Origin of the sequence: Paenibacillus sp. FSL R7-0179, from assembly GCF_038002265.1 — a bacterium.
In the GTDB taxonomy this organism is placed as follows: domain Bacteria; phylum Bacillota; class Bacilli; order Paenibacillales; family Paenibacillaceae; genus Paenibacillus_AQ.
In genome coordinates this window covers 3345755-3367385 of the sequence record NZ_JBBOCC010000002.1, presented here as the reverse complement: position 1 = coordinate 3367385, position 21631 = coordinate 3345755, and the positions used below count along the sequence as shown (strand labels likewise).

Annotated in this window: 18 protein-coding genes; all 18 read left to right on the top strand. The window is 53.4% G+C overall.

All coding sequences use genetic code 11. From position 1 onward, the window contains the following. Positions 1-45: 45 nt before the first annotated feature. Positions 46-4377 carry a PolC-type DNA polymerase III gene (locus tag MKX63_RS31000; RefSeq protein ID WP_341022635.1) on the top strand — a complete coding sequence of 1444 codons (4332 nt, stop codon included), beginning with the start codon at positions 46-48 and terminating at the stop codon, positions 4375-4377. A 202-nt stretch (positions 4378-4579) separates the two neighbouring features. Then, the gene (gene rimP / locus MKX63_RS30995; protein WP_341022632.1) at positions 4580-5047 is read left to right on the top strand and encodes a ribosome maturation factor RimP; all 468 of its coding nucleotides are present in this window, start codon (positions 4580-4582) and stop codon (positions 5045-5047) included. Between the two features lie 26 nt (positions 5048-5073). Further along, positions 5074-6171, top strand: coding sequence for a transcription termination factor NusA (nusA, locus tag MKX63_RS30990; RefSeq protein ID WP_036724723.1), 1098 nt, complete (start codon positions 5074-5076; stop codon positions 6169-6171). Between the two features lie 30 nt (positions 6172-6201). Next, complete coding sequence (gene rnpM, locus MKX63_RS30985) at positions 6202-6510, top strand: RNase P modulator RnpM (protein ID WP_036692616.1); 309 nt, start codon at positions 6202-6204, stop codon at positions 6508-6510. Next, positions 6503-6826, top strand: a complete 324-nt coding sequence (locus tag MKX63_RS30980; protein ID WP_445323548.1) for a YlxQ family RNA-binding protein — start codon at positions 6503-6505, stop codon at positions 6824-6826. The genes rnpM and MKX63_RS30980 overlap by 8 nt, the downstream gene beginning before the upstream one ends. Further along, positions 6819-9470, top strand: coding sequence for a translation initiation factor IF-2 (infB, locus tag MKX63_RS30975; RefSeq protein ID WP_341023374.1), 2652 nt, complete (start codon positions 6819-6821; stop codon positions 9468-9470). The genes MKX63_RS30980 and infB overlap by 8 nt, the downstream gene beginning before the upstream one ends. Before the next feature lie 18 nt (positions 9471-9488). Continuing rightward, a complete protein-coding gene (gene rbfA, locus MKX63_RS30970; RefSeq protein WP_036692621.1) occupies positions 9489-9836 on the top strand; it encodes a 30S ribosome-binding factor RbfA in 348 nt (115 codons plus the stop codon). Positions 9837-9862: 26 nt separating this feature from the next. Continuing rightward, on the top strand, positions 9863-10840 hold the full coding sequence (locus tag MKX63_RS30965; RefSeq protein WP_341022630.1) for a DHH family phosphoesterase: 978 nt from the start codon (positions 9863-9865) through the stop codon (positions 10838-10840). Beyond that, the gene (gene truB / locus MKX63_RS30960) at positions 10837-11751 is read left to right on the top strand and encodes a tRNA pseudouridine(55) synthase TruB (protein WP_341022626.1); all 915 of its coding nucleotides are present in this window, start codon (positions 10837-10839) and stop codon (positions 11749-11751) included. The genes MKX63_RS30965 and truB overlap by 4 nt, the downstream gene beginning before the upstream one ends. A gap of 36 nt (positions 11752-11787) precedes the next feature. Then, positions 11788-12735: a bifunctional riboflavin kinase/FAD synthetase gene (locus MKX63_RS30955; RefSeq protein WP_341022624.1), complete on the top strand. Its 948-nt coding sequence runs from the start codon at positions 11788-11790 to the stop codon at positions 12733-12735. A 149-nt stretch (positions 12736-12884) separates the two neighbouring features. Beyond that, entirely contained in the window at positions 12885-13154 is a 270-nt protein-coding gene (gene rpsO, locus MKX63_RS30950) for a 30S ribosomal protein S15 (RefSeq protein ID WP_019910460.1), read from the top strand. Positions 13155-13378: 224 nt separating this feature from the next. Further along, positions 13379-15481, top strand: coding sequence for a polyribonucleotide nucleotidyltransferase (gene pnp / locus MKX63_RS30945; protein WP_341022623.1), 2103 nt, complete (start codon positions 13379-13381; stop codon positions 15479-15481). A 267-nt stretch (positions 15482-15748) separates the two neighbouring features. Continuing rightward, positions 15749-16735 (top strand): polysaccharide deacetylase family protein, encoded by a 987-nt coding sequence (locus MKX63_RS30940; RefSeq protein WP_341022622.1) that lies wholly within the window; start codon positions 15749-15751, stop codon positions 16733-16735. 79 nt (positions 16736-16814) lie between these two features. Next, a complete protein-coding gene (locus MKX63_RS30935) occupies positions 16815-18080 on the top strand; it encodes a M16 family metallopeptidase (RefSeq protein WP_341022619.1) in 1266 nt (421 codons plus the stop codon). Next, positions 18052-18504: a dUTP diphosphatase gene (gene dut, locus MKX63_RS30930; RefSeq protein ID WP_036724736.1), complete on the top strand. Its 453-nt coding sequence runs from the start codon at positions 18052-18054 to the stop codon at positions 18502-18504. Before MKX63_RS30935 ends, dut begins: the two co-directional genes overlap by 29 nt. Before the next feature lie 179 nt (positions 18505-18683). Beyond that, positions 18684-19580, top strand: a complete 897-nt coding sequence (dpsA, locus tag MKX63_RS30925) for a dipicolinate synthase subunit DpsA (protein ID WP_341022616.1) — start codon at positions 18684-18686, stop codon at positions 19578-19580. Next, positions 19581-20177, top strand: a complete 597-nt coding sequence (locus tag MKX63_RS30920; RefSeq protein ID WP_341022613.1) for a dipicolinate synthase subunit B — start codon at positions 19581-19583, stop codon at positions 20175-20177. It begins immediately after the preceding gene. Between the two features lie 218 nt (positions 20178-20395). Next, on the top strand, positions 20396-21616 hold the full coding sequence (dapG, locus tag MKX63_RS30915; protein ID WP_341022611.1) for an aspartate kinase: 1221 nt from the start codon (positions 20396-20398) through the stop codon (positions 21614-21616). The last annotated feature ends 15 nt before the right edge of the window (positions 21617-21631 follow it).

Sequence of the window (21631 nt, the reverse complement as noted above, 5' to 3'; positions counted from 1 at the left end):
CGCCAAAGTCTTACGCCAATTATTGCCGAGTTAGGTGGGGAATGCATGGAGCAGAACGTGGAGAGAAGAAAGAGATTTGAGCTGTTGATGAAGCAGGGGGAGATTCCGCCTGCCATGATTGATCCTTATTTTGTAGACGGACAGATTGAACGGGTGGAGATTAGCCGCGGCAACCATGACTGGCATATCGTGATTGCGAAGACAACCCTGATTCCCGCCCAGACCTACCGGGCCTTTATCCTAAGAATGCGTGAGAAGCTGCAGCATATTGCCAAGGTCAGCTTCTTGTTCCTATATGATGATACTGTAAGCAGAGCCGATATTGTGCAGGAGTACTGGAGCATGTTCCTCGAGTGGGTCCAGCGTGAGATTCCTTCCGTCAACGGTTGGCTGACGCGTTCCAGTCAGGAGCTGCGGGACGGTACGCTCATCCTGAGTCTGAATGATACCATGTCACTTGAGCTGGCCCGCAAGAAGGGTATCGAAGCCGCCATTATTAAATATTATGATAAATATTTCGCACTTCCCCTCAAGGTTAAGCTGCAAATGGCCGAGGACGAGAGTAAGAGCAAAGCGGATGCCTATGAGGAATTCCAGCAGAAGCTCCAGCAGGAGCAGCGTGAACTGGTAGAGCTCATGATGATGAATAGCGAGCCGGACGAGCCTGAAGAAGCCGGGGACCCGAATGAGGTCATTAAGCTTCAGGTAGGGAATGACATCAAAGAGCAGGCCGTCTCCATTCTGGAGATTCAGGATGAAGAGAAGAAGATTACGATCCAGGGGACGATCTTCGGGCTGGACCGCAAGGAGCTGCGTAACGGAAATACGCTGTTCACCTTCTGCATTACGGACTTTACAGACTCCCTGCAGATGAAGATGTTCGCCAAGACCAAGGAAGAGCTGAAGATCATGGGGCAGCTGGCTAACGGCAAATGGGTCCGGGCGCGCGGCAAAGTGGAATATGACCGGTTCATGCAGATTCCCGAGCTGGTGATGATTCCTTCGGATCTGGCCGAGGTGTCGGCGCCGCCTGCCCGTAAGGACAATGCCAAGGAGAAGCGTGTGGAGTTCCACTTGCATACGACTATGAGCACGATGGATGCGGTAGCACCGATTGATGCCTATGTCAAAACAGCGTCGAAATGGGGCCACCCGGCGCTTGCAGTTACCGATCACGGCAATGTTCAGAGCTTCCCGGATGCGAATCACGCCGCCCATAAGCATAAGCTCAAGATGCTCTACGGTGTGGAGGCTAATGTCGTCAATGATGCGGTTAACATCGTGGAGAATGCGCAGCCGCTGGAGCTCAAGACAGCAACCTATGTCGTCTTCGACATCGAGACCACAGGCCTGTCGATCACACGCAATAACATCACGGAGCTTGCCGCGATCAAGATGTGCGAAGGCAAGGAGCTGGGCCGTTACACTACCTTTGTCAACCCGCATGAGAAAATCCCTTACCACATCCAGCAGTTGACGAACATTACGGATGAAATGGTCAAGGATGCCCCGGATCTGGAACCGGTACTGGGTGAGTTCGTGGAATTCGTAGGAGACAGCATTCTCGTTGCGCACAACGCACGTTTTGATATGGGCTTCATTCAGGCTTCCCTGAAAAGGCTGGGACAGCCTGAGCTGCCGAATCCATCACTCGATACGCTGGAGCTGGCGCGTCTGCTTTTCCCGAGTATGAAGAATCACCGGCTCAATACGCTTGCTGACAAGTACAAGGTACTGCTGGAGAGCCATCACCGTGCGGTGGATGATACGATTGCACTGGGCGGTATTCTGAACGGTCTGCTGGCTGATGCGGAGAAGATGAAGGGCTTAACCCGGCTGGACCGGCTGAATGATTATGTAGGTAATGACCTGTCGAATGTACGTCCGTTTCACTGCGGCATCTATGCACTGAATCCGGCCGGCAAAAAGAACCTCTATAAGCTGATTTCTATGTCGCATACCGAGTACTACAAGCGGGTACCCTGCATTCCCAAATCGAAGCTTGAAGAGCATCGTGACGGACTGCTCGTCATATCCGGCTGTGAGCGGGGCGAGTTCTTCGAGGCTGTGCTGAACAAAACCGTGGAAGAGGCGATTGAGGTTGCCCAGTTCTATGATGTGCTGGAAATTCAGCCGCTGACCATGTACATGCATCTGGTGGATAAAGGGTTCGTAGCGAGTCCAGAGGACCTTCGGGGTGTTGTACGCAAAATCTGTGAGATCGGCGAGCAGATGAACAAGCCGGTGATAGCCACCGGGAATGTGCACTATCTGGAGCCGCGCGATAAGCTGTTCCGCGATATTACAATCCACGGGATTACCGGGTTCAGTCCGCTGAAGGACCAGAACAAGCCGGATGCCCACTTCCGTACAACTGATGAGATGCTTGCCGAGTTCGAATACCTGGGTGCAGCCAAAGCGAAGGAGGTCGTGGTCACGAATACGGTTGAGCTGGCTGAGCGGTTCGAGGAATACGATCTGTTCCCAAGCGATCTCTTCACGCCTATTATTGAAGGGGCGGATGATGAGATCCGCAATACCTGCTATGACACAGCCAAATCGATCTACGGAGAGGAGCTGCCTGAGGTTGTGGTTGCCCGTCTGGAGAAGGAGCTTGCCCCGATTATTAAATACGGGTTCTCCGCCAACTATCTGATCTCGGAACGGCTTGTCAAAAAGTCGAACCAGGACGGTTATCTCGTCGGTTCCCGTGGCTCGGTAGGCTCGTCTGTAGTGGCAACATTCCTTGGCATCTCGGAGGTTAACCCGCTTCCGGCTCACTATATTTGTGCCAATTCGGAATGCCGGCACAGCGAATGGTTCCTGGACGGAAGTGTGCCAAGCGGCTTCGACCTGCCGGATAAGGACTGTCCGGATTGCGGCGGCAAGCTTAAGGGAGAGGGCCAGGATATTCCGTTTGAGACCTTCCTGGGCTTCAAAGGGGACAAGGTTCCCGATATCGATCTTAACTTCTCCGGGGAGTATCAGCCGAACGCCCATAATTTTACCAAAACGATGTTCGGTCCTGATAATGTATTCCGTGCGGGGACCATTGGTACGGTGGCGGAGAAGACCGCCTTCGGCTTCACCAAGAAATATGAAGAGCATCACCAGAAGCGCTGGCGCGGTGCGGAGGTCGGACGGCTTGCCGCCGGCTGTACCGGTGTGAAGCGCAGTACGGGGCAGCACCCCGGCGGTATCGTAGTTTTGCCGGACTACATGGAGATTGAAGATATCACTCCGGTGCAGTTCCCGGCGGATGACGTTACAGCTGAGTGGAAGACTACCCATTTCGACTATCACGCCTTCGATGCCAATCTGCTCAAGCTCGATATTCTCGGCCACGATGATCCGACCATGATGCGCATGCTGCAGGATCTGACCGGCGTAGACCCGACGACCATTCCGATGAATGATCCGAAGGTCATGAGCATGTTCAACTCCACAGATGCGCTGGGAGTGAGGCCCGATCAGATCCGAACCCCGGTAGCTACTTATGGGGTGCCGGAGATGGGGACGAAATTCGTCCGTCAGATGCTTGTGGAAGCGAAGCCGTCCAGCTTTGCCGACTTGCTGCAGATTTCCGGGCTGTCCCACGGAACCGGCGTATGGCTGGGAAATGCTCAGGAGCTGATCAAGAACAATACCTGCAACATTAAGACGGTAATCGGCTGCCGTGACGATATTATGCTCTATCTGATCTATAAGGCGGGCATGGATGCCAGTCTGGCTTTCAAAATTACGGAGAGCGTGCGTAAAGGGAAGGGCCTGCCGCCGGAGTGGATCGAGGAGATGAAGAATTGCAAGGTGCCGCAGTGGTACATTGATTCCTGTCTCAAAATCCAGTACATGTTCCCGAAGGCCCATGCCGCGGCTTATGTTATTTCAGCGGTGCGCACTGCCTTCTTCAAGCTGTATCATCCGATAGAATACTATGCAACTTACTTCTCTGTCCGTGCTGCGGATTTCGATATCGAGCTGTGCTGCAAAGGCTACGAAGCCATTGCGCGCCAGCTGGTAGAGATTGAAGCCAAGGGCTTCCAGGCGCTGCCTAAGGAAAAAGCCATGCTTCCGGTGCTGGAGATGGCCCTGGAGATGACGGCACGCGGCTTCACCTTTAAGAACATTGATCTGTACCGCTCGGATGCTACCAAATTCACGGTGGACGGTACCAGCCTGATTCCTCCGTTCTCTTCGCTTGCCGGGATTGGGGATAATGCTGCCATTAATATCGCCGCTGCCAAGGACGCAGGCGAGTTCCTCTCCATTGAGGATTTTCAGCAGAAATCCAAGGCCAGTAAAACGGTGATAGAGCTGCTCACAGGAATGGGCTGCTTCCGCGGATTGCCGGAGAGCAACCAGCTTTCGCTGTTCTGACGGCTGCCCGAAGTGGCAGGATGTACAGCCCTCTATTGACCTCTTAGAAAGGGGAGTCAAGGGCTGGTACTTGTCAGTGCTGCCTCACTATGGTATAATTTTTTTGGTAATAATGAGATAAGTCCGTTGTGTAAAGAGTGGGGAAACCCACTCTTTATCTTTGGTATATAGCAAAAGACAAGTTCGTGGAGGTAATCTTCTTTTGAGCACACCCAAATCCAAAATTAAACAAACGGTAGAGCAGCTGCTCGGGTCCTATCTCGAGGACAATGATTTCGAACTGGTGGACGTTGAATACGTGAAGGAAGGCTCCAACTGGTTTCTGCGCGTATTCGTAGACAAAGAAGGCGGCATCGATATCGATGACTGCGGTACCATCAGCGAATATATCAGCCAGAAGCTGGATGAGAATGATCCGTTCTCCGAAGCGTATTTCCTTGAAGTCTCCTCGCCGGGAGCTGAGCGTCCGCTCAAGAAAGCTGCGGATGTCGCCAAGGCGGTAGGCAAGGACGTATATGTAACGGTCTATGAGCCGATTCAAGGACTCAAAGAATTCGAAGGCCGTTTGCTATCATTCGAGAACGAGGAACTGCTCATCTCCGCGGGCAAAAAAGAACATGTGGTACCTTACGCCAAGGTCGCCAGTGCGAGATTGGCCATTATTTTTTAACGTCTTGAAAGGGGGACCGGAATTTCATGAGTATGGAGTTTATTGAAGCTATGAATGAACTGGAAAGGGAGAAAGGCATCAGCAAGGATGTGCTGTTCGAAGCCATCGAAGCGGCGCTGATCTCCAGCTATAAACGCAATTTCAATGCGGCGCAGAATGTGCGTGTGGATATGAACCGCAACACCGGCGTAATCAAGGTGTTTGCCCGCAAGCTGATTGTGGAGGAGGTTCTCGATGCACGGACCGAGATCTCGCTCCTGGCTGCACGGGAGATCAACCCGCATTTCCAGCTGGAGGATATCGCCGAGCAGGAAGTCACGCCGCGTGATTTCGGCCGCATTGCCGCCCAGACTGCGAAGCAGGTGGTTACCCAGCGTATCCGCGAAGCGGAACGCGGCCTGATCTATAACGCTTTTATCGACAAGGAAGATGATATTGTAACCGGCCTTGTACAGCGTCAGGATATGCGCAACATCTATGTGGATCTTGGCAAAATCGAGGCGGTTCTTCCGCTGAGCGAGCTGATGCCTGGAGAAAAGTTCAAGCAGAGCGAGCGTATTAAGGCTTATATCACCAAGGTGGAGAACACGACCAAAGGGCCGCAGATCATGCTGTCCCGCAGTCATCCGGGTCTCCTGAAGCGTCTGTTCGAGCTGGAGGTGCCGGAGATTTTTGACGGAGTGGTGGAGATTCGTTCCGTTGCCCGCGAAGCCGGCTTCCGCTCTAAGATCGCCGTGTTCTCACGCAATCCCGAAGTGGACCCGGTGGGTTCCTGCGTAGGCCCGAGAGGCACGCGTGTACAGACCATCGTGACTGAGCTTCGCGGTGAGAAGATTGATATCGTCAGATATTCCGAGCTGGTGCAGGAGTACGTAGCCAATGCGCTTAGCCCGTCCAAGGTGCTTGAGGTTCAAGTCTTTGAAGCTGAGAAAATGGCCCGCGTCATTGTTCCTGACTATCAGCTGTCGCTGGCTATCGGTATCAAGGGGCAGAACGCCCGTCTTGCCGCCAAGCTGACCGGCTGGAAGATCGATATCAAGAGCGAGACGCAGGCGGAGCAGGAATACGGCAGACCCAGATCGTCCAATGATGAAATGCATCAGGATTCCGTCTCCATCGATTAATGAATGCTGACTGACGGGAGGTGCTTTGTTATGAAGCAAAGAAAGGTGCCGCTGCGTAAATGCGTTGCCAGCCAGGAGATGATGCCCAAGAAAGAGCTGATTCGCGTGGTGAGAACGCCTGAAGGCGAGGTGCTGATCGACCTGACAGGCAAGAAGTCGGGCCGTGGCGCTTATATCTGCGGTAAACTGGAATACTTTAAGCTAGCACAGAAGACCAAAGCACTTGACCGGGCATTGAAATGTCAGGTCAGTCCTGAAATCTATGCCCAGCTTGCCCGGGATTTTGCATCCGTGGAGGAGCAGTTTTTGGCAGCGAAGGATAGTGAGGACAATGAGTAAGACACTTTCTTATTTAGGGCTTGCGATGAGAGCAGGCAAGATTGTCACCGGCGATGAGGCTGTGCTTAAGGCAGTACGGTCTTCAGAGGCGAAGCTGGTCGTCCTGGCAGGTGACGCTTCAGATAATACCCAGAAGAAGTTCCGCGATAAATGCGGGACCTACGATATTCCACTAGTAATCGCATTTCACCGGGATGAACTCGGTGCAAGTATTGGTAAGGATCAGCGCGTTGTGCTGGCCATTACGGATAAAGGATTCGCGGAAATGATCTCCAGAACGCTTGGAGATACTGTCGGAGGTGGAGTTATTGACTAAAGAAGATAATAAGGATAAGCTGCGCGTATACGAATACGCCAAGTCTTTGAACATGAGCAGTAAAGAAATTATCACCATTCTGAAGCGTTTGGATGTCCCGGTGAATAATCATATGAGTGTCATGGAGAATGGCTCCGTGAACAAAGTTGAACAGTTCTTCAAGGACATCAAGTCAAACGCTGCAGCCAAGCGGGACAACGGCACCAGCAGCCGTCCGGTAGTCACTACCGGTGCGGTAAACGCCGAAGCGCGCAGTGCTCAGAGTACCAACAAAATTCAATCGGAAAAGCAGGTAGGTATGAACAGTAACCAAAACAACAACCAATCGACGACGTCCCCAAGGCCCCAAAGCGGACAAGATTCCCGCAGAACACAAACATCAGGCTCCGCTCAGAATTCCCGCCCGCAGGGCAGTTCAAGCAGCAGCCGTCCACAAAACAGCTCCACTGGCAGCCGCCCGCAGGGCAGCTCCACTGGCAGCCGCCCGCAAGGCAGTTCTACTGGCAGCCGTCCGCAGGGCAGCTCCACTGGCAGCCGCCCGCAAGGCAGCTCCACTGGCAGCCGCCCGCAGGGCAATTCGACTGGCGGCAGCCGTCCGCAAGGCAGCTCTACTGGCGGAAGCCGCCCACAGGGCAACTCTGCTGGCAGCCGTCCGCAAGGACAAGGCGGCGCACCGCGTACAGGTGACCGTCCGCAAGGTCAAGGCAATGGGGGCGGAGGCTTTTCACGTAACGACGGCCCTAAGAAGAATACCACTGGCGGCAGACCTGGCAGCAGCAACAATGGCCAGAAACGCTATGACGACAACAAGGGCGGCAATTATCGCGGCCGTGGCGGTAAGAACAACCGCGGCAGAAACCAGCCGACCGTATATCGTGAGAAGATTGACAACACGCCTAAGAAGATCATTGTCCGTGGCAGCATGACCGTGGGTGAAACCGCGAAGCTGCTTCACAAGGATGCTTCGGAAGTGATCAAGAAGCTGATCTCGATGGGAGTTATGGCCACCATCAATCAGGAGCTTGATATCGATACGATTCTGCTGCTGGCCGGTGAATTCGGCGTAGAAGTAGAAGTGAAGATTCCAGTCGACGAAGACAGCTTCGAGACCATGGAAGAGAATGATTCCGAAGAGGATCTGATGACCCGTCCACCGGTTGTAACGATCATGGGTCACGTTGACCATGGTAAAACAACCCTGCTCGATGCCATCCGTTCCACGAATGTAACCGGCGGCGAAGCTGGCGGAATTACGCAGCATATCGGTGCTTATCAGGTTGAGATTAATCAGAAGAAAATCACATTCCTTGATACTCCGGGCCATGAAGCGTTCACCGCCATGCGTGCCCGTGGTGCCCAGGTTACAGATATGACGATTATCGTTGTAGCTGCCGATGACGGTGTAATGCCTCAGACGGTAGAAGCGATCAACCATGCCAAGGCAGCCGGACTTCCAATCATTGTTGCAGTTAACAAGATTGATAAGCCGGGCGCAGATCCTGACCGGGTGAAGCAGGAGCTTACCAACTATGAGCTGGTGCCGGAAGAGTGGGGCGGTGATACGATCTTCGTCAACCTGTCGGCTAAGCAGCGTATTAACCTTGAAGAGCTGCTGGAAATGATCCTGCTCGTTGCCGAAGTGAATGAGTACAAGGCGAACCCGGACAAACGGGCACGCGGTACTGTTATAGAAGCTGAGCTTGACAAGAATCGTGGACCAGTTGCCCGTATTCTCGTGCAGAACGGTACGCTGAAGGTCGGAGACGCATTTGTAGCGGGTAACTGCTTCGGCCGCGTACGCGCCATGGTGAATGACAAGGGACGCAAAATCAAGGAAGCGGGACCTTCCACTCCGGTGGAAATTACCGGTCTGACCGAGGTGCCGCAGGCGGGTGATCCGTTCATGGCCTTCGAAGATGAGCGTAAAGCACGCGCGATCTCTGACAGACGTTCCACAACGCAGCGCCAGTCCGAGCTGAACACGAACACCCGCGTTACGCTGGATGATCTGTTCAAGCACATCAAGGACGGCGAGATCAAGGATCTCAACGTGATCATCAAGGGTGACGTTCAGGGTTCGGTAGAGGCGCTGAAAGGCTCCTTGGCCAAGATCGAAGTCGAAGGCGTTCGCGTGAAGATCCTTCACAGCGGTGCCGGTGCGATCACGGAATCCGATATTACCCTGGCAGCAGCCTCCAATGCTATCGTGATCGGCTTCAACGTTCGTCCGGATGCCCAGACGAAAGCGGCAGCCGAGCAGGAGAAGGTGGATGTGCGTCTGCATAACATCATCTACAATGTCATTGAAGAGATCGAAAGTGCCATGAAGGGCATGCTTGATCCTATCTATAAAGAGAACGTTATCGGCCATGCCGAAGTGCGCAACGTATTCAAAATCAGCAAAGTGGGCAGTGTCGCAGGTTGTATGGTTACCGACGGCAAAATTACCCGCAATGCTGAAATGCGCCTGATCCGCAGCGGTATCGTTGTCTTCACAGGCAAAATCGACACCTTGAAGCGTTTCAAAGATGATGCAAAAGAAGTGGCACAGGGTTATGAATGTGGCATAACTTTGGAACGCTATAATGATGTCGTTGAAGGCGACATTATCGAAGCATTCATCATGGAAACGGTAGAGCGCTAAGCGAAGAGGTGAAATAAGATGTCTAAAATCAGAGCGGGACGGGTTGGCGAGCAGATTAAGAAAGAGCTGAGCCAGCTCATCCAAAGCGGACTGAAGGACCCGCGTGTCGGGTTCGTAACTGTAACTGGCGTTGATGTGACGAACGATCTGTCACAGGCCAAGGTATACCTGAGCGTATTCGGGGACGAGGAGCAGAAGTCAGACTCACTTAGAGCGATTGAGAAGGCTAATGGCTTTCTCCGTTCGGAGCTTGGTAAAGCGATCCGCCTGCGCCATACGCCTGAGCTGATCTTCAAGATTGACGAATCCGTTGCTTACGGAAGTCACATTGAGAAGCTGCTCGGCGAAATCGGCAAAAACGAATAGGCTACGGAACATAAAGGAGACGGCGAATGCAGAGCTATGAACAAAGTCTCCAGCAGACGCGTAAGTTTCTGCTGGAACACGACGATTATCTTGTAGTGTCGCATGTTCAGCCGGACGGAGATGCAGTCAGCTCCACCCTCGCGGTGGGCTGGCTTCTCTCATGTCTGGGCAAAAAATATTTGATGCTGAATGAAGGCCAGATTCCGCAGCGAATGGAATACTTATGGCATGCCGATCAGATTGTCAATCTGTCTGAGGGTTCGTTGCCCCGCCAGTACAGCCATGTGATATGTGTGGATTGTGCGGATTTCCAGCGTGTAGGACTGACCCAGCAGCATTTCGCAAGTGATGCCCTAATTTTGAATATAGACCATCACCCAACGAACAACGGCTACGGCGCGGTGAACCTTATCAAGCCGGATGCGGCAGCGACAGCAGAGATTCTGTTCGACCTGCTGAAGACCTTTGAACTCAAGTGGGACATTGATATTGCCACAGCCATTTATACCGGGCTGTTAACGGATACCGGCGGTTTCCGTTACAGCAATACTTCTCCTAAAGTGATGGCGGCGGTATCCGAGCTGCTGGCACTGGGTGTGAATGGACCGGACCTGGCAGAGACCTTGCTGGAAGAGATGACGCTTCCCCAGGTGAAGGTGCTTAACCGTGCACTTAGCACATTACAGCTTAGTCCTGAAGGAGATATAGCGTGGGTATACGTTACACCTCAGGATATGCTGGACTGTGGAGCGGCCAATGAGGATCTTGAAGGGATTGTCAACTATCCCCGGAATATCCGCGGGGTAGAGGTAGGCATTCTGTTCAAGGTCATTGATGACCATGCGGTGAAGGCCAGTCTGCGTTCAGCAGGTAAGGTAGATGTGGCGCTGCTTGCGCAAGCCTTCGGCGGCGGCGGACACACCCGGGCAGCGGGCGCACGTATTAATGGAAGTCTGGAAGAAGCTGTGGCACAGGTGCTGGAGGAGGTTAAACGTCATTTATGAGTGAGCTTACAGGAGTTCTGGCTGTATATAAGCCGGCAGGGTTCACTTCACATGATGTTGTGGCCAAGGCGCGGCGCATTCTGGGCATGAAGCGGATTGGACATACCGGGACCCTTGATCCTCAGGTAACTGGAGTATTGCCGCTCTGTCTGGGCCGTGCTACCAGGGTAGTGGAGTATATCCAGGAGTTGCCCAAGGAATATGTTGCCACACTGCGTCTGGGAATGGCCAGCGATACTGAGGACCTGACCGGGACGATTACGGAATCCGTTGAGGAGGTTCATGTCACGGAAGCCGAAGTGCTGGCTGTGCTGAACTCCTTCCAGGGTGTGATCTCACAGGTGCCGCCTATGTATTCCGCAGTGAAGGTGGACGGGAAGCGTCTGTACGAGCTGGCCCGGGAAGGCAAGACCGTGGAGCGCAAGAGCCGTGAAGTGGAGATTTATGAGATTGAGATGCAGCGAATGGTATGGAATGGCAACTATCCGGAGATCACTTTCCGGGCGTTATGCTCCAAGGGGACCTATATCCGAACCCTCTGTGTAGATATCGGACGTAAGCTGGGTCTTCCCGGTGTGATGGTGAAGCTGGAGCGGACGATGTCGGCCGGGATCTCGGCCAGTCATTGCCTGACTCTGGAGCAAATTGCCGAGCACAAGGAAGGCGGCACACTTGATGGGCATCTGATTGCTGCCGACGAGGCGATTTCACATTTGCCCAGACATACCGTTGCCGCAGAGAAGAAAAAAGCAGCCCTGCAAGGACAACGTCTGTCGGCCCGGTTTGTAATGCCGGAAGTGAAGCAGGCCGGGGATTTCCGTCTCTATGATCAGCAAGGGGAATTCCTCGGTATTTATGCTCTGGAGGCTAACGGAGCTATTGCACCGGTCAAGGTGTTTGCCCAGGCCTAAACTTTAATTTATTTGCGAATGTAGGTGAGAAACAGCGTGAGAACCGTAACATTAAGCTATCCGATGCTGCCTGAGGCGGCAGCACAGTACGCGCAGCCTCAAGTAGTTGCCCTGGGACAGTTCGATGGACTGCACCTCGGGCATGCCAGTGTCATCACATCAGCTGTTGCTCTTGCCCGTGAGGCAGGTGTACCCGCAGCGGTGATGACCTTCTACCCCCATCCCAAGGATGTCATGGGCAAAGGGGATTATGAGGGATATTTGACCCCCTCTAAGGATAAGCAGGAGCTGCTTGCCGGGATGGGTGTTGAGCTTTTATATATAATTGAATTTAATGAAGAGCTCTCCCGGGTGAGTCCGGCGGACTTTGTCTCTGTGATGCTGCTGCCGCTGCAGATTGTAACTGCAGTTGTAGGGTTCGACTTCCGCTTCGGCTATAAAGGCGAGGGGGATGCGGACACGCTCTCAGAGCTGGGACAAGGTGCGATGAAGGTAGAGACGGTCGCTCCGTTCCTGCTTGATGGAGAGAAGGTCAGCAGCTCAGGTATCCGCAAGAGCTTGCTGAGCGGGGAACTTGATAAGGCTAATGCCTGGTTTGGACGTTGTTATCACCTGCGCGGTACCGTAGGGCACGGAGAGAAGCGGGGCCGGACCATCGGCTTTCCGACAGCCAATCTGCAGCTCGAAGACCGCTATGTTATTCCGGCCAAGGGCGTATACGCCGTCAAGGTCTTTTACCGGGATGAGGTCTTGTACGGGGTGATGAACGTCGGAGTGAAGCCAACGTTCCACGAAGGCGTGACCACTCCGAGCTTTGAGGTTCATCTGTTTGATTTTGCCTCAGATATTTATGGACAGGAGCTTAAGGTGGAACTGGTCTCCTATATCCGCTCCGAGCGCAAGTTCGGGTCCATCGATGCTTTGATTGCACAGATCGGCGCAGATGCTGAGACGGCCAAAGGGATGCTGGGATATCATTCCTAATCTTTCCGGACAAGCCGTTTACTTTTGCCTGTGAAGGTGCTATACTGATTAACGTTGCTGGAATGACAGCATGTGAACCTTAGCTTGGTTACTTGTTCTCACCGACGGTGACGAGGCTACTGGCGATTATAATGAAGGAGGTGAACAGGATGGCATTGACTCAAGAACGTAAACACCAATTGATCGACGAGCACAAAACTCACGAATCCGATACTGGATCCCCTGAGGTGCAAGTTGCTATCCTTACGGAGAACATCGTTAATTTGACTGACCACTTGCGTACGCACAAGAAGGATCATCATTCCCGCCGCGGACTGCTGAAGATGGTTGGACAACGTCGTAAACTGCTGGCGTATTTGAAGAACAAAGACATCAGACGTTACAGCGCCCTGATCGAAAAACTGGGATTGCGTCGTTAATTTTCCATAAGTTAAGCCCAAAAGCAGCCTGGTTGTATACCGTATGTCCTTCTTACGAGCGACAGCGGGACAGCCGGGTTGCTTTTTGAAAATTTAGGGTAAACTTTTACAATTGACAAGTTGATAGCATTCGCAAAAACGGCTATAGCACTTCTGCGGAGGACAAGCCGTTTTTGCTTGTAGAACATACAAGAACGTATTATTACCATTCAAGGAGGGGTTTTATGGAACAACGTGTGGAAATGCAGCTGGGCGGAAGACGCCTTGTGCTGGAAACAGGCCGTCTGGCCAAGCAAGCAAACGCAGCCGTGATGGTGCGTTACGGGGATACTTCAGTATTGTGTACGGTTACAGCATCCAGTGAGCCAAAAGATCTGGATTTCTTCCCGCTTACAGTGAACTATGAGGAAAGATTATATGCAGTAGGCAAAATTCCTGGCGGATTCATCAAACGGGAAGGACGTCCTAGCGAGAAAGCCATTCTGTCCAGCCGTCTGACAGACCGTCCAATTCGTCCATTGTTCCCGGAAGGGTTCCGCAATGACGTTCAAGTTCTGAACCTGGTGATGAGTGTGGATCAGGACTGTGCGCCTGATATTGCGGCCATGATCGGTACCTCCGCTGCGCTAAGTATCTCTGATGTGCCGTTCAACGGACCGATCGGCGGTGTGGCTGTCGGCCGGATTAACGGAGAATTCATCATTAACCCTGATCAAGCCCAGCAGGCAATCAGCGATATCTATGTAGTAGTGGCCGGTACGAAGGACGCTATCATGATGGTAGAAGCAGAAGCGAGTGAAGTGACTGAAGAAGTGATGCTTGAAGCGATCATGTTCGGACATGACGAAGTCCGCAAGATTGTGGCTGTAATTGAACAGCTCGTAGCCGTTGCCGGTAAAGAGAAGATGGCAGTTAAGCTGCATGCGGTTAATGCGGATGTGAATACAGAGGTTCGTGCTTTTGCTGAGAACCGTCTGGTGGAAGCCGTAAGAATTGCCGAGAAGCATGCCCGTCAGGATGCTATCGATCTGGTGAACAACGAAGCGGTGGCGTATTTCGCAGAGAAATACATAGAAACCCCAGAGCTTCTTAAGGATGTTAAGGAAGCTCTGCATGATATCGTGAAGGATGAAGTAAGACGTCTGATCACGCATGACAAGGTTCGTCCAGATGGGCGTAAGCTGAATGAGATCCGTCCGATCGAATGTGATACAGCGCTGCTGCCGCGTACGCACGGTTCCGGTCTGTTCACACGCGGCCAGACACAGATTCTCAGCGTATGTACACTGGGCGCACTGGGCGATGTGCAGATTCTGGACGGTATTGATCCGGCTGAAACCAAGCGCTTCATGCACCACTACAACTTCCCTCCGTTCAGCGTAGGGGAAGCCCGCCCGCTAAGAGCACCGGGACGCCGCGAAATCGGCCACGGGGCACTAGGTGAACGTGCATTATCCAAGGTTATTCCAAGTGAGACTGAATTCCCGTACACCATCCGTCTGGTATCCGAAGCGATTGAATCCAACGGCTCCACCTCCCAGGCAAGTATCTGTGCCAGTATTCTGGCGATGATGGATGCAGGGGTACCTATCAAGGCGCCTGTAGCCGGTGTAGCGATGGGTCTGATCAAGGACGGAGAGCATGTATCCATCCTGACCGATATTCAAGGGATGGAAGATCACCTCGGCGATATGGACTTCAAGGTTGCGGGTACAGCAGAAGGCGTAACGGCGATTCAGATGGATATCAAAATCGACGGCATCGACCGCAAGATTCTGCAGGAGGCGCTTGAGCAGGCAAGAGAAGGCCGGATGTTCATTCTGGGCAAAATGAATGAAGCGATCGCAGCTCCAAGACCGAGCCTGTCTAAATATGCTCCGAAGATCATCATCATCAATATCAACCCGGATAAGATCCGTGATGTAATTGGTGCCGGCGGTAAAATCATCAACAAGATCATTGAAGAAACCGGCGTGAAGATCGACATCGAACAGGATGGCCGCGTATTTATCGGTTCTTCTGACGAAGCTATGATCCAGAAGGCCCGTGGCATCATTGAGGGTATTGTGAAGGAAGTAGTGGTTGGTGAGATTTATGTGGGTACCGTCAGACGCATTGAGAAATTCGGCGCATTCGTGGAATTGATCCCTGGCAAAGACGGCCTTGTGCATATTTCCCAGCTGTCTACAGAGCGTGTAGCGAAGGTTGAGGATGTTGTGGCGATTGGCGACACGATTACCGTGAAGGTAACGGAGATCGACCAGCAGGGCCGTGTCAACCTGTCACGCAAAGCGGTGCTGACTTCAGAGAGCGGAGCGAAGGCGTAAGAAGCATTACGCTGCCGCTTCACCGTTATCCTAACTATAGATAAGAAGAAGAGACAGAAGCAGTACGGTTCTGGCTCTTTTTTTTGGAAAAGTGTACGCTGCAGTACCGTCCTGACGGACGGTTATACCTTACCCGCTTGCATGCAGCATAGATGGAGTATGCATAATTTGCCCTCTGTATACATAGGCTGGGACAAAGCGTCCCCGCACGGCTTGACCCTGGTGCGGAGACGGAACAGACCGTGTGTGCCGGGGAGGTATAACGTCATGAAGACGGACAAGGTAGCGCTTGTGCTGGCTTGCATCGCAGTAGTCATTGGAATTGGCAGCACGAACGGACCCGTGAAAGAGATGATTGCCGGGCTTAAGCCTCAGGCGGATGCAGCCGTAATGAGCTATGCACTGAATCAGGCGGAGGATGATCTGCGTGCGCAGATTACCCGCCGGGCCGAGGCGCTGAATGCGCAGCCGGTGAATGCTGTTGTGGACCGGGTATGGAAGGCCATACCGGGGTATAACGGGCTGGAGGTCGATGTGGAGGCAACCTACCGGAGCGCGCTTTTACGTGGACCCGAAGCAAGCCTCAAACTGATGTACCGCCAGCTTAAGCCTAAGGTATCACTTGATGATCTGGGGGCGCAGCCGATCTACCGGGGGAATCCGGCGAAGCCGATGGTCTCGCTGATGATTAATGTGGCTTGGGGGAATGAGTATATCCGTCCGATGCTGGACATTCTGGATGCGGAGAAGGTGAAGGTCACCTTTTTTCTGGACGGAAGCTGGTTAAGCCGCAACCAGGAGCTTGCAGCTGAGATGCTGAAGCGCGGGCATGAGATAGAGAACCATGCGTATACGCACCCTAAGATGAGTATTCTCAGCCGGACGCGTGCCACTGCCGAGATTGAGAAGACGCAGAAGCTGCTGAAGGAAAGCCTGGGTGTGACGAATAAGTGGTTTGCTCCGCCGTCAGGAGACTTTAACCAGCAGACGGTGGAGATCGCCGCCTCACTGGGGCTGAAGACGGTATTGTGGACGCTGGATACAGTCGATTGGCGCAATCCGTCCCCGGAATCGGTGGTTGCCAAGATCAGCAGCCGGGTAGAGCCGGGAACCCTGATTCTGATGCATCCGACGGCGTCCTCTTCGCAAGCGCTTAGAGGGATGATCCGGGGGATCAAAGCCAAAGGCCTGCAGCTCGGAACCGTCAGTCAGACGCTCTCTCCTGAGCGTATCATACCGCCGGAAGTTGAGTGAACGCCTTATTTCTGATAGGATAAAAGGCGCGAATAACAAATACAGACAGAACCAGGAGCTGTGCCAGGAGGATTACACATTGGACAAAATATTATTATCGAACGGACTCCGGGTGGTGACCGAGAAGATCCCGACCGGCCGGTCCGTATCTTTCGGAATCTGGGTCAAGACGGGCTCCCGCAATGAGAACCCGCTGAACAACGGGATTTCCCATTTCATCGAGCATATGCTCTTTAAGGGAACTGACCGCTACAGCGCCAAGGATATTGCCGAACAGTTCGATGCCATTGGCGGGAATGTCAATGCATTTACCTCGAAGGAATATACATGCTTTTATGCGAAGGTGCTGGATGAGCATCTGCCGATTGCCGTGGATGTGCTGGCAGATATGTTCTTCCGCTCACGGATGGATGCCGAAGAGCTGGCTAAGGAGAAGAACGTAATCCTGGAGGAAATCGCCATGTGCGAAGATACCCCGGACGATCTTGTCCATGAGCTGATGTGTGCTGCCGCCTACGGCGAGCACCCGCTGGCCTATACGATCCTCGGGCTCAAGGAACGCCTGCTGGAGATGACGCCGGATGATCTGCGTGCTTACATGAAAGAGCAGTACACCATTGAGAATACAGTGATCAGCGTAGCCGGTAATATTAATGACGGGCTGATCCCGCTGCTGGAGCAGCATTTTGGTTCCTTTACGAATCATGGTGAAGCGCCGGTGCTGACTGAGCCTGCATATCAGGGGGAACTGGTATTCCACAAAAAGAAGACGGAGCAGAATCATATCTGCATCTCCCTGCCGGGTGTCCGCAGCGGCGGGCCGCTACAATATCCGATGGCGCTCCTTAACAATGCGTTCGGCGGCGGCATGAGCTCCCGGCTGTTCCAGGAGATCCGTGAGAAGCGCGGTCTGGCCTATTCCGTCTTCTCGTACCACAGCGCCCAGGCTGACAGCGGCTTGTTCACCGTCTATGCCGGGACAGCGCCAAAGCAGACCAAGGAAGTAACTGAGCTTATTAAAGAGATGCTGCGTGATCTGGCTGTGAACGGTTTGAGCGAAGACGAACTGCGTAAAGGCAAAGAGCAGCTTAAGGGCAGCCTGATTCTCAGTCTGGAGAGCACGGGCAGCCGGATGAACCGGATGGGCAAAAATGAGCTGATGCTCGGCCGTCAGGATACGCTGGATGAAATGATAGCCAAAATCGGAGCTGTAACTATGGAGGATATCGATGCGCTGCTGGACTTTATGTTCGCACAGCCATTGTCCTTGGCAATGGTTGGTTCCACAGATAAAGCGATAGCCAATGTTAGGAGAGATGATCTTGCCTCATTACGTACAAATTAACAAACTGCCGGGGAATGAGGATGTTCTGCTGCCCTGCAAAATGTCCGAACAGGCCTCTGGATATGACCTTTATGCCGCTGTAGGGGAGCCTGTGGTGCTTGCTCCGGGCGAGCGTACACTTATCCCCACCGGCATATCCCTGGCGATGCCAGGCGGGCTGGAGGCGCAGATCCGTCCGCGCAGCGGGCTGGCTCTGAAGCATGGCATCACTTGCCTGAACACACCGGGCACCATCGATGCGGATTACCGGGGTGAAATTAAGGTGCTGCTGATTAATCTGGGTCAGGAGCCTTTTGCAATTGCCCGCAATGAGCGGATTGCCCAGATGGTATTCCAGGCTGTGCCGGAAGTGACTCTGGTGGAAGTGGATGAGCTGTCTGATACGGCGCGCGGAGCGGGCGGCTTCGGGCATACCGGCAAATAGCATACGGGAATCTTATTTGAGAATTTAATAAAAGCTTGCGGATCACGCGCCTTCGGGTGTGCGGCTGCAGGCTTTTTTTGTCGTGAAACGGGAATTCCTCTCCGCTCTTCACCCATCGGCGGCTTCCGGCATAAGATGCTCTATAGTCGAATGTGGTTGTGGAAAGGAGCGTCATCCCTATGCTTACTGGCATCAGGATCGTGTTCCTGGGCGGGGACGCGAGACAAATTGAAGTGATTCGGAAATGTGTGGAATTGGATGCGGCCGTAAGCGTTGCCGGATTCGATACATGGGATGCCCCATGCCCGGGGGTAAGCCTGGAACTGCTGTCGACTGAGCTGCTGGGTCAAGCGGATGTGCTGGTGCTGCCGGCGGTCGGCTGCGATGATGAGGGTTTCATTAACGCATTATATTCTTCTGAACGTCTCCAGCTGCGGGAGGAGCATATCGCGGCACTGCCGTCCCGGGCAATCGTGTACACCGGCATGGCTAAAAGCTATTTGCGCAGCCTGTGTGCCGGACATTCGCTGAAGCTGGTGGAACTGCTGAACAGGGACGATGTGGCGATCTATAACTCTATTCCGACAGCGGAGGGAGCTTTGGTGATGGCCGTACAGAACACGGACTTTACCATACACGGCTCCACATCGATGGTGCTGGGAATGGGCCGGACCGGGTTCACCATGGCCAGAACGCTCCAGGGAATGGGAGCAACGGTCAAAGTAAGCGTCAGGAAGCAGGAGCACTTTGCAAGGGCGGCGGAAATGGGCTGGAAGCCTTTTATGACAGAGGATTTGCTGCTGCATGCACCAGAGGCGGATCTGATCTTCAACACCATACCCGCTATGATTATCAACGCTCAGGTCCTGTCCCGGCTTCAGCCGCACTGCGTGATCATTGATTTGGCGTCCGCACCGGGCGGATGCGACTTCCGTTATGCCGAGAAGCGCGGGATCAAGGCGATGCTGGCACCGGGCCTGCCCGGGATTGTTGCCCCCAAGAGCGCCGGAATCATTATGGCAGGTGCACTGGTACAGTCGATATCGGACGAGACTTTAATCAGGGGGGATGAATGAATGGATTGGCACGGAAAAACAGTAGGTTATGCCATTACCGGCTCACACTGCACCTTCGCTGAGGTGATGCCGCAGATTCAGCGGTTCATGGATGGAGGGGCGAATGTGGTGCCGATTGTATCTGCTTCGGTACTGAATACCGATACCCGCTTTGGAACCTCGGAAAATTGGCTAAAACAGTTGAAAGATATAACAGGGAATGATATCATTTCTACAATTGTTGAAGCGGAGCCGCTGGGTCCTTCCAAGCTGCTGGATGTGCTGACGATTGCTCCCTGCACAGGGAATACGACGAGCAAGCTGGCGAATGCGATGACGGACAGTCCAGTGCTGATGGCAGCCAAATCACAGATGCGCAACGGGCGTCCGCTGGTGCTGGCGATCTCGACGAATGACGGACTCGGACTTAACGCTGCGAATATTGCGAAGCTCCTGGTAGCCAAACATATTTATTTCGTCCCGTTCGGACAGGATAACCCGGAGGGTAAGCCGAATTCGCTGGTGGCGCAAATGGATCTCATTCCTGAGGCCTGCTACGCCGCCCTGCAGGGCAACCAGTTGCAGCCCATGCTGGTACAACGATTTCATTCTGCATAGCTTATATAATCAACACAGGATTGGCCCGGAAGAGCGGAATTTAGCTGACGGACCCATAAGCTTCATTTCTGCCGTCCCCATTCTGGGGGCGGCACAAACAATTTTACGCTATAATAAGAGTCAGGTTATCGCGGCTACGGACACTTTTGCCTCGCGGGGTGATTTATTTCACGTAGGGTTCAGTAGTTCTGCTGAGAGAAGCAATGGAGGAATTATACATGGGTATTTTGGTGCAAAAATTCGGCGGAACCTCACTCTCCACATCAGTGGCCAGAGAACACGTAATCCGTCATGTCAAACGGGAGCTGGCCAGCGGTTTCAGCCTGGTGGTTGTAGTCTCGGCTATGGGCCGCAAGGGGGAACCCTATGCTACCGATACACTGCTTGATCTGGCGGTTCAGAGCGGGAATTCATTGCCGGACCGGGAACGGGATCTGCTGATGTGCTGCGGGGAGATCATCTCGGCGGCCAATCTGTGCGGTCTGCTGGAACAGGAGGGCATTCGTTCGACGGTGCTGACAGGGGCGCAAGCCGGCTTCCTGACCGACAACAGCTATGGCAACGCCAGAATTCTGGATGTGCGGACAGAACGCATTCTACGGGAACTGCGTGAGCATAAAGTAGTAATAGTAACCGGTTTCCAGGGCCAGACTGAAGCGGGTGATTTCACCACACTTGGGCGGGGTGGAAGCGACACCTCAGCTACAGCCCTTGGGGCGGCGCTCCGTGCGGACATGGTAGACATCTACACGGATGTGGACGGAATTCTCACCGCTGATCCACGGATTGTGGAAGATGCAAGACAGCTTACTTATGTCAGCTACACCGAGATTTGCAACATGGCGTATCAGGGAGCCAAGGTCATTCATCCGCGGGCTGTAGAGATTGCCATGCAGGCCCAGATTCCGGTGCGTGTACGCTCGACCTTCTCCGAAGCGGAAGGGACGCTTGTGACCCATCCTGAGGGCTTCAGCGATGTATCCCATGGAGTCGTAGACCGGTTTGTCACAGGGGTTGCCTATGTCAGCAATATTACACAGATCTCGGTAGAATGTCCGGAGGGCAACGGAACGGGCGTGCAGCTGCAGATTTTCAAGAGTATGGCCGATAACGGAATCAGCGTGGACTTCATCAATGTGACACCGACCGAGGCTGTATATACCGTGTTCGATGACAAATCAGAGCAGGCGATTGCCGCGCTTCAAGAGCTGGGCCTGCGTCCCAAGAGCTTGTCCGGCTGTGCCAAGGTATCCGTCATCGGCGGAGGCATCAACGGCGTTCCGGGAATCATGGCGCATATCGTCGAGGCGCTCAGCTCGCAGAACATCCAGATTCTGCAGTCTGCCGACTCCAACACAACCATCTGGGTTCTCGTGAAAAAAGAAGACATGGTGCAGTCGGTTCGCGCCCTGCATGCCAAGTTTGAATTGCACCGCTGACAAGGAGGAATTCAA

Excerpts from the sequence above, each read along its gene's own strand:
- MKX63_RS31000 (WP_341022635.1), top strand. The coding sequence starts at position 46 with ATGGAGCAGAACGTGGAGAGAAGAAAGAGATTTGAGCTGTTGATGAAG.
- nusA (WP_036724723.1), top strand. The coding sequence starts at position 5,074 with ATGAGTATGGAGTTTATTGAAGCTATGAATGAACTGGAAAGGGAGAAA.
- rnpM (WP_036692616.1), top strand. The coding sequence starts at position 6,202 with ATGAAGCAAAGAAAGGTGCCGCTGCGTAAATGCGTTGCCAGCCAGGAG.
- MKX63_RS30980 (WP_445323548.1), top strand. The coding sequence starts at position 6,503 with ATGAGTAAGACACTTTCTTATTTAGGGCTTGCGATGAGAGCAGGCAAG.
- rbfA (WP_036692621.1), top strand. The coding sequence starts at position 9,489 with ATGTCTAAAATCAGAGCGGGACGGGTTGGCGAGCAGATTAAGAAAGAG.
- MKX63_RS30965 (WP_341022630.1), top strand. The coding sequence starts at position 9,863 with ATGCAGAGCTATGAACAAAGTCTCCAGCAGACGCGTAAGTTTCTGCTG.
- truB (WP_341022626.1), top strand. The coding sequence starts at position 10,837 with ATGAGTGAGCTTACAGGAGTTCTGGCTGTATATAAGCCGGCAGGGTTC.
- rpsO (WP_019910460.1), top strand. The coding sequence starts at position 12,885 with ATGGCATTGACTCAAGAACGTAAACACCAATTGATCGACGAGCACAAA.
- pnp (WP_341022623.1), top strand. The coding sequence starts at position 13,379 with ATGGAACAACGTGTGGAAATGCAGCTGGGCGGAAGACGCCTTGTGCTG.
- MKX63_RS30940 (WP_341022622.1), top strand. The coding sequence starts at position 15,749 with ATGAAGACGGACAAGGTAGCGCTTGTGCTGGCTTGCATCGCAGTAGTC.
- dut (WP_036724736.1), top strand. The coding sequence starts at position 18,052 with ATGATCTTGCCTCATTACGTACAAATTAACAAACTGCCGGGGAATGAG.
- dpsA (WP_341022616.1), top strand. The coding sequence starts at position 18,684 with ATGCTTACTGGCATCAGGATCGTGTTCCTGGGCGGGGACGCGAGACAA.
- MKX63_RS30920 (WP_341022613.1), top strand. The coding sequence starts at position 19,581 with ATGGATTGGCACGGAAAAACAGTAGGTTATGCCATTACCGGCTCACAC.
- dapG (WP_341022611.1), top strand. The coding sequence starts at position 20,396 with ATGGGTATTTTGGTGCAAAAATTCGGCGGAACCTCACTCTCCACATCA.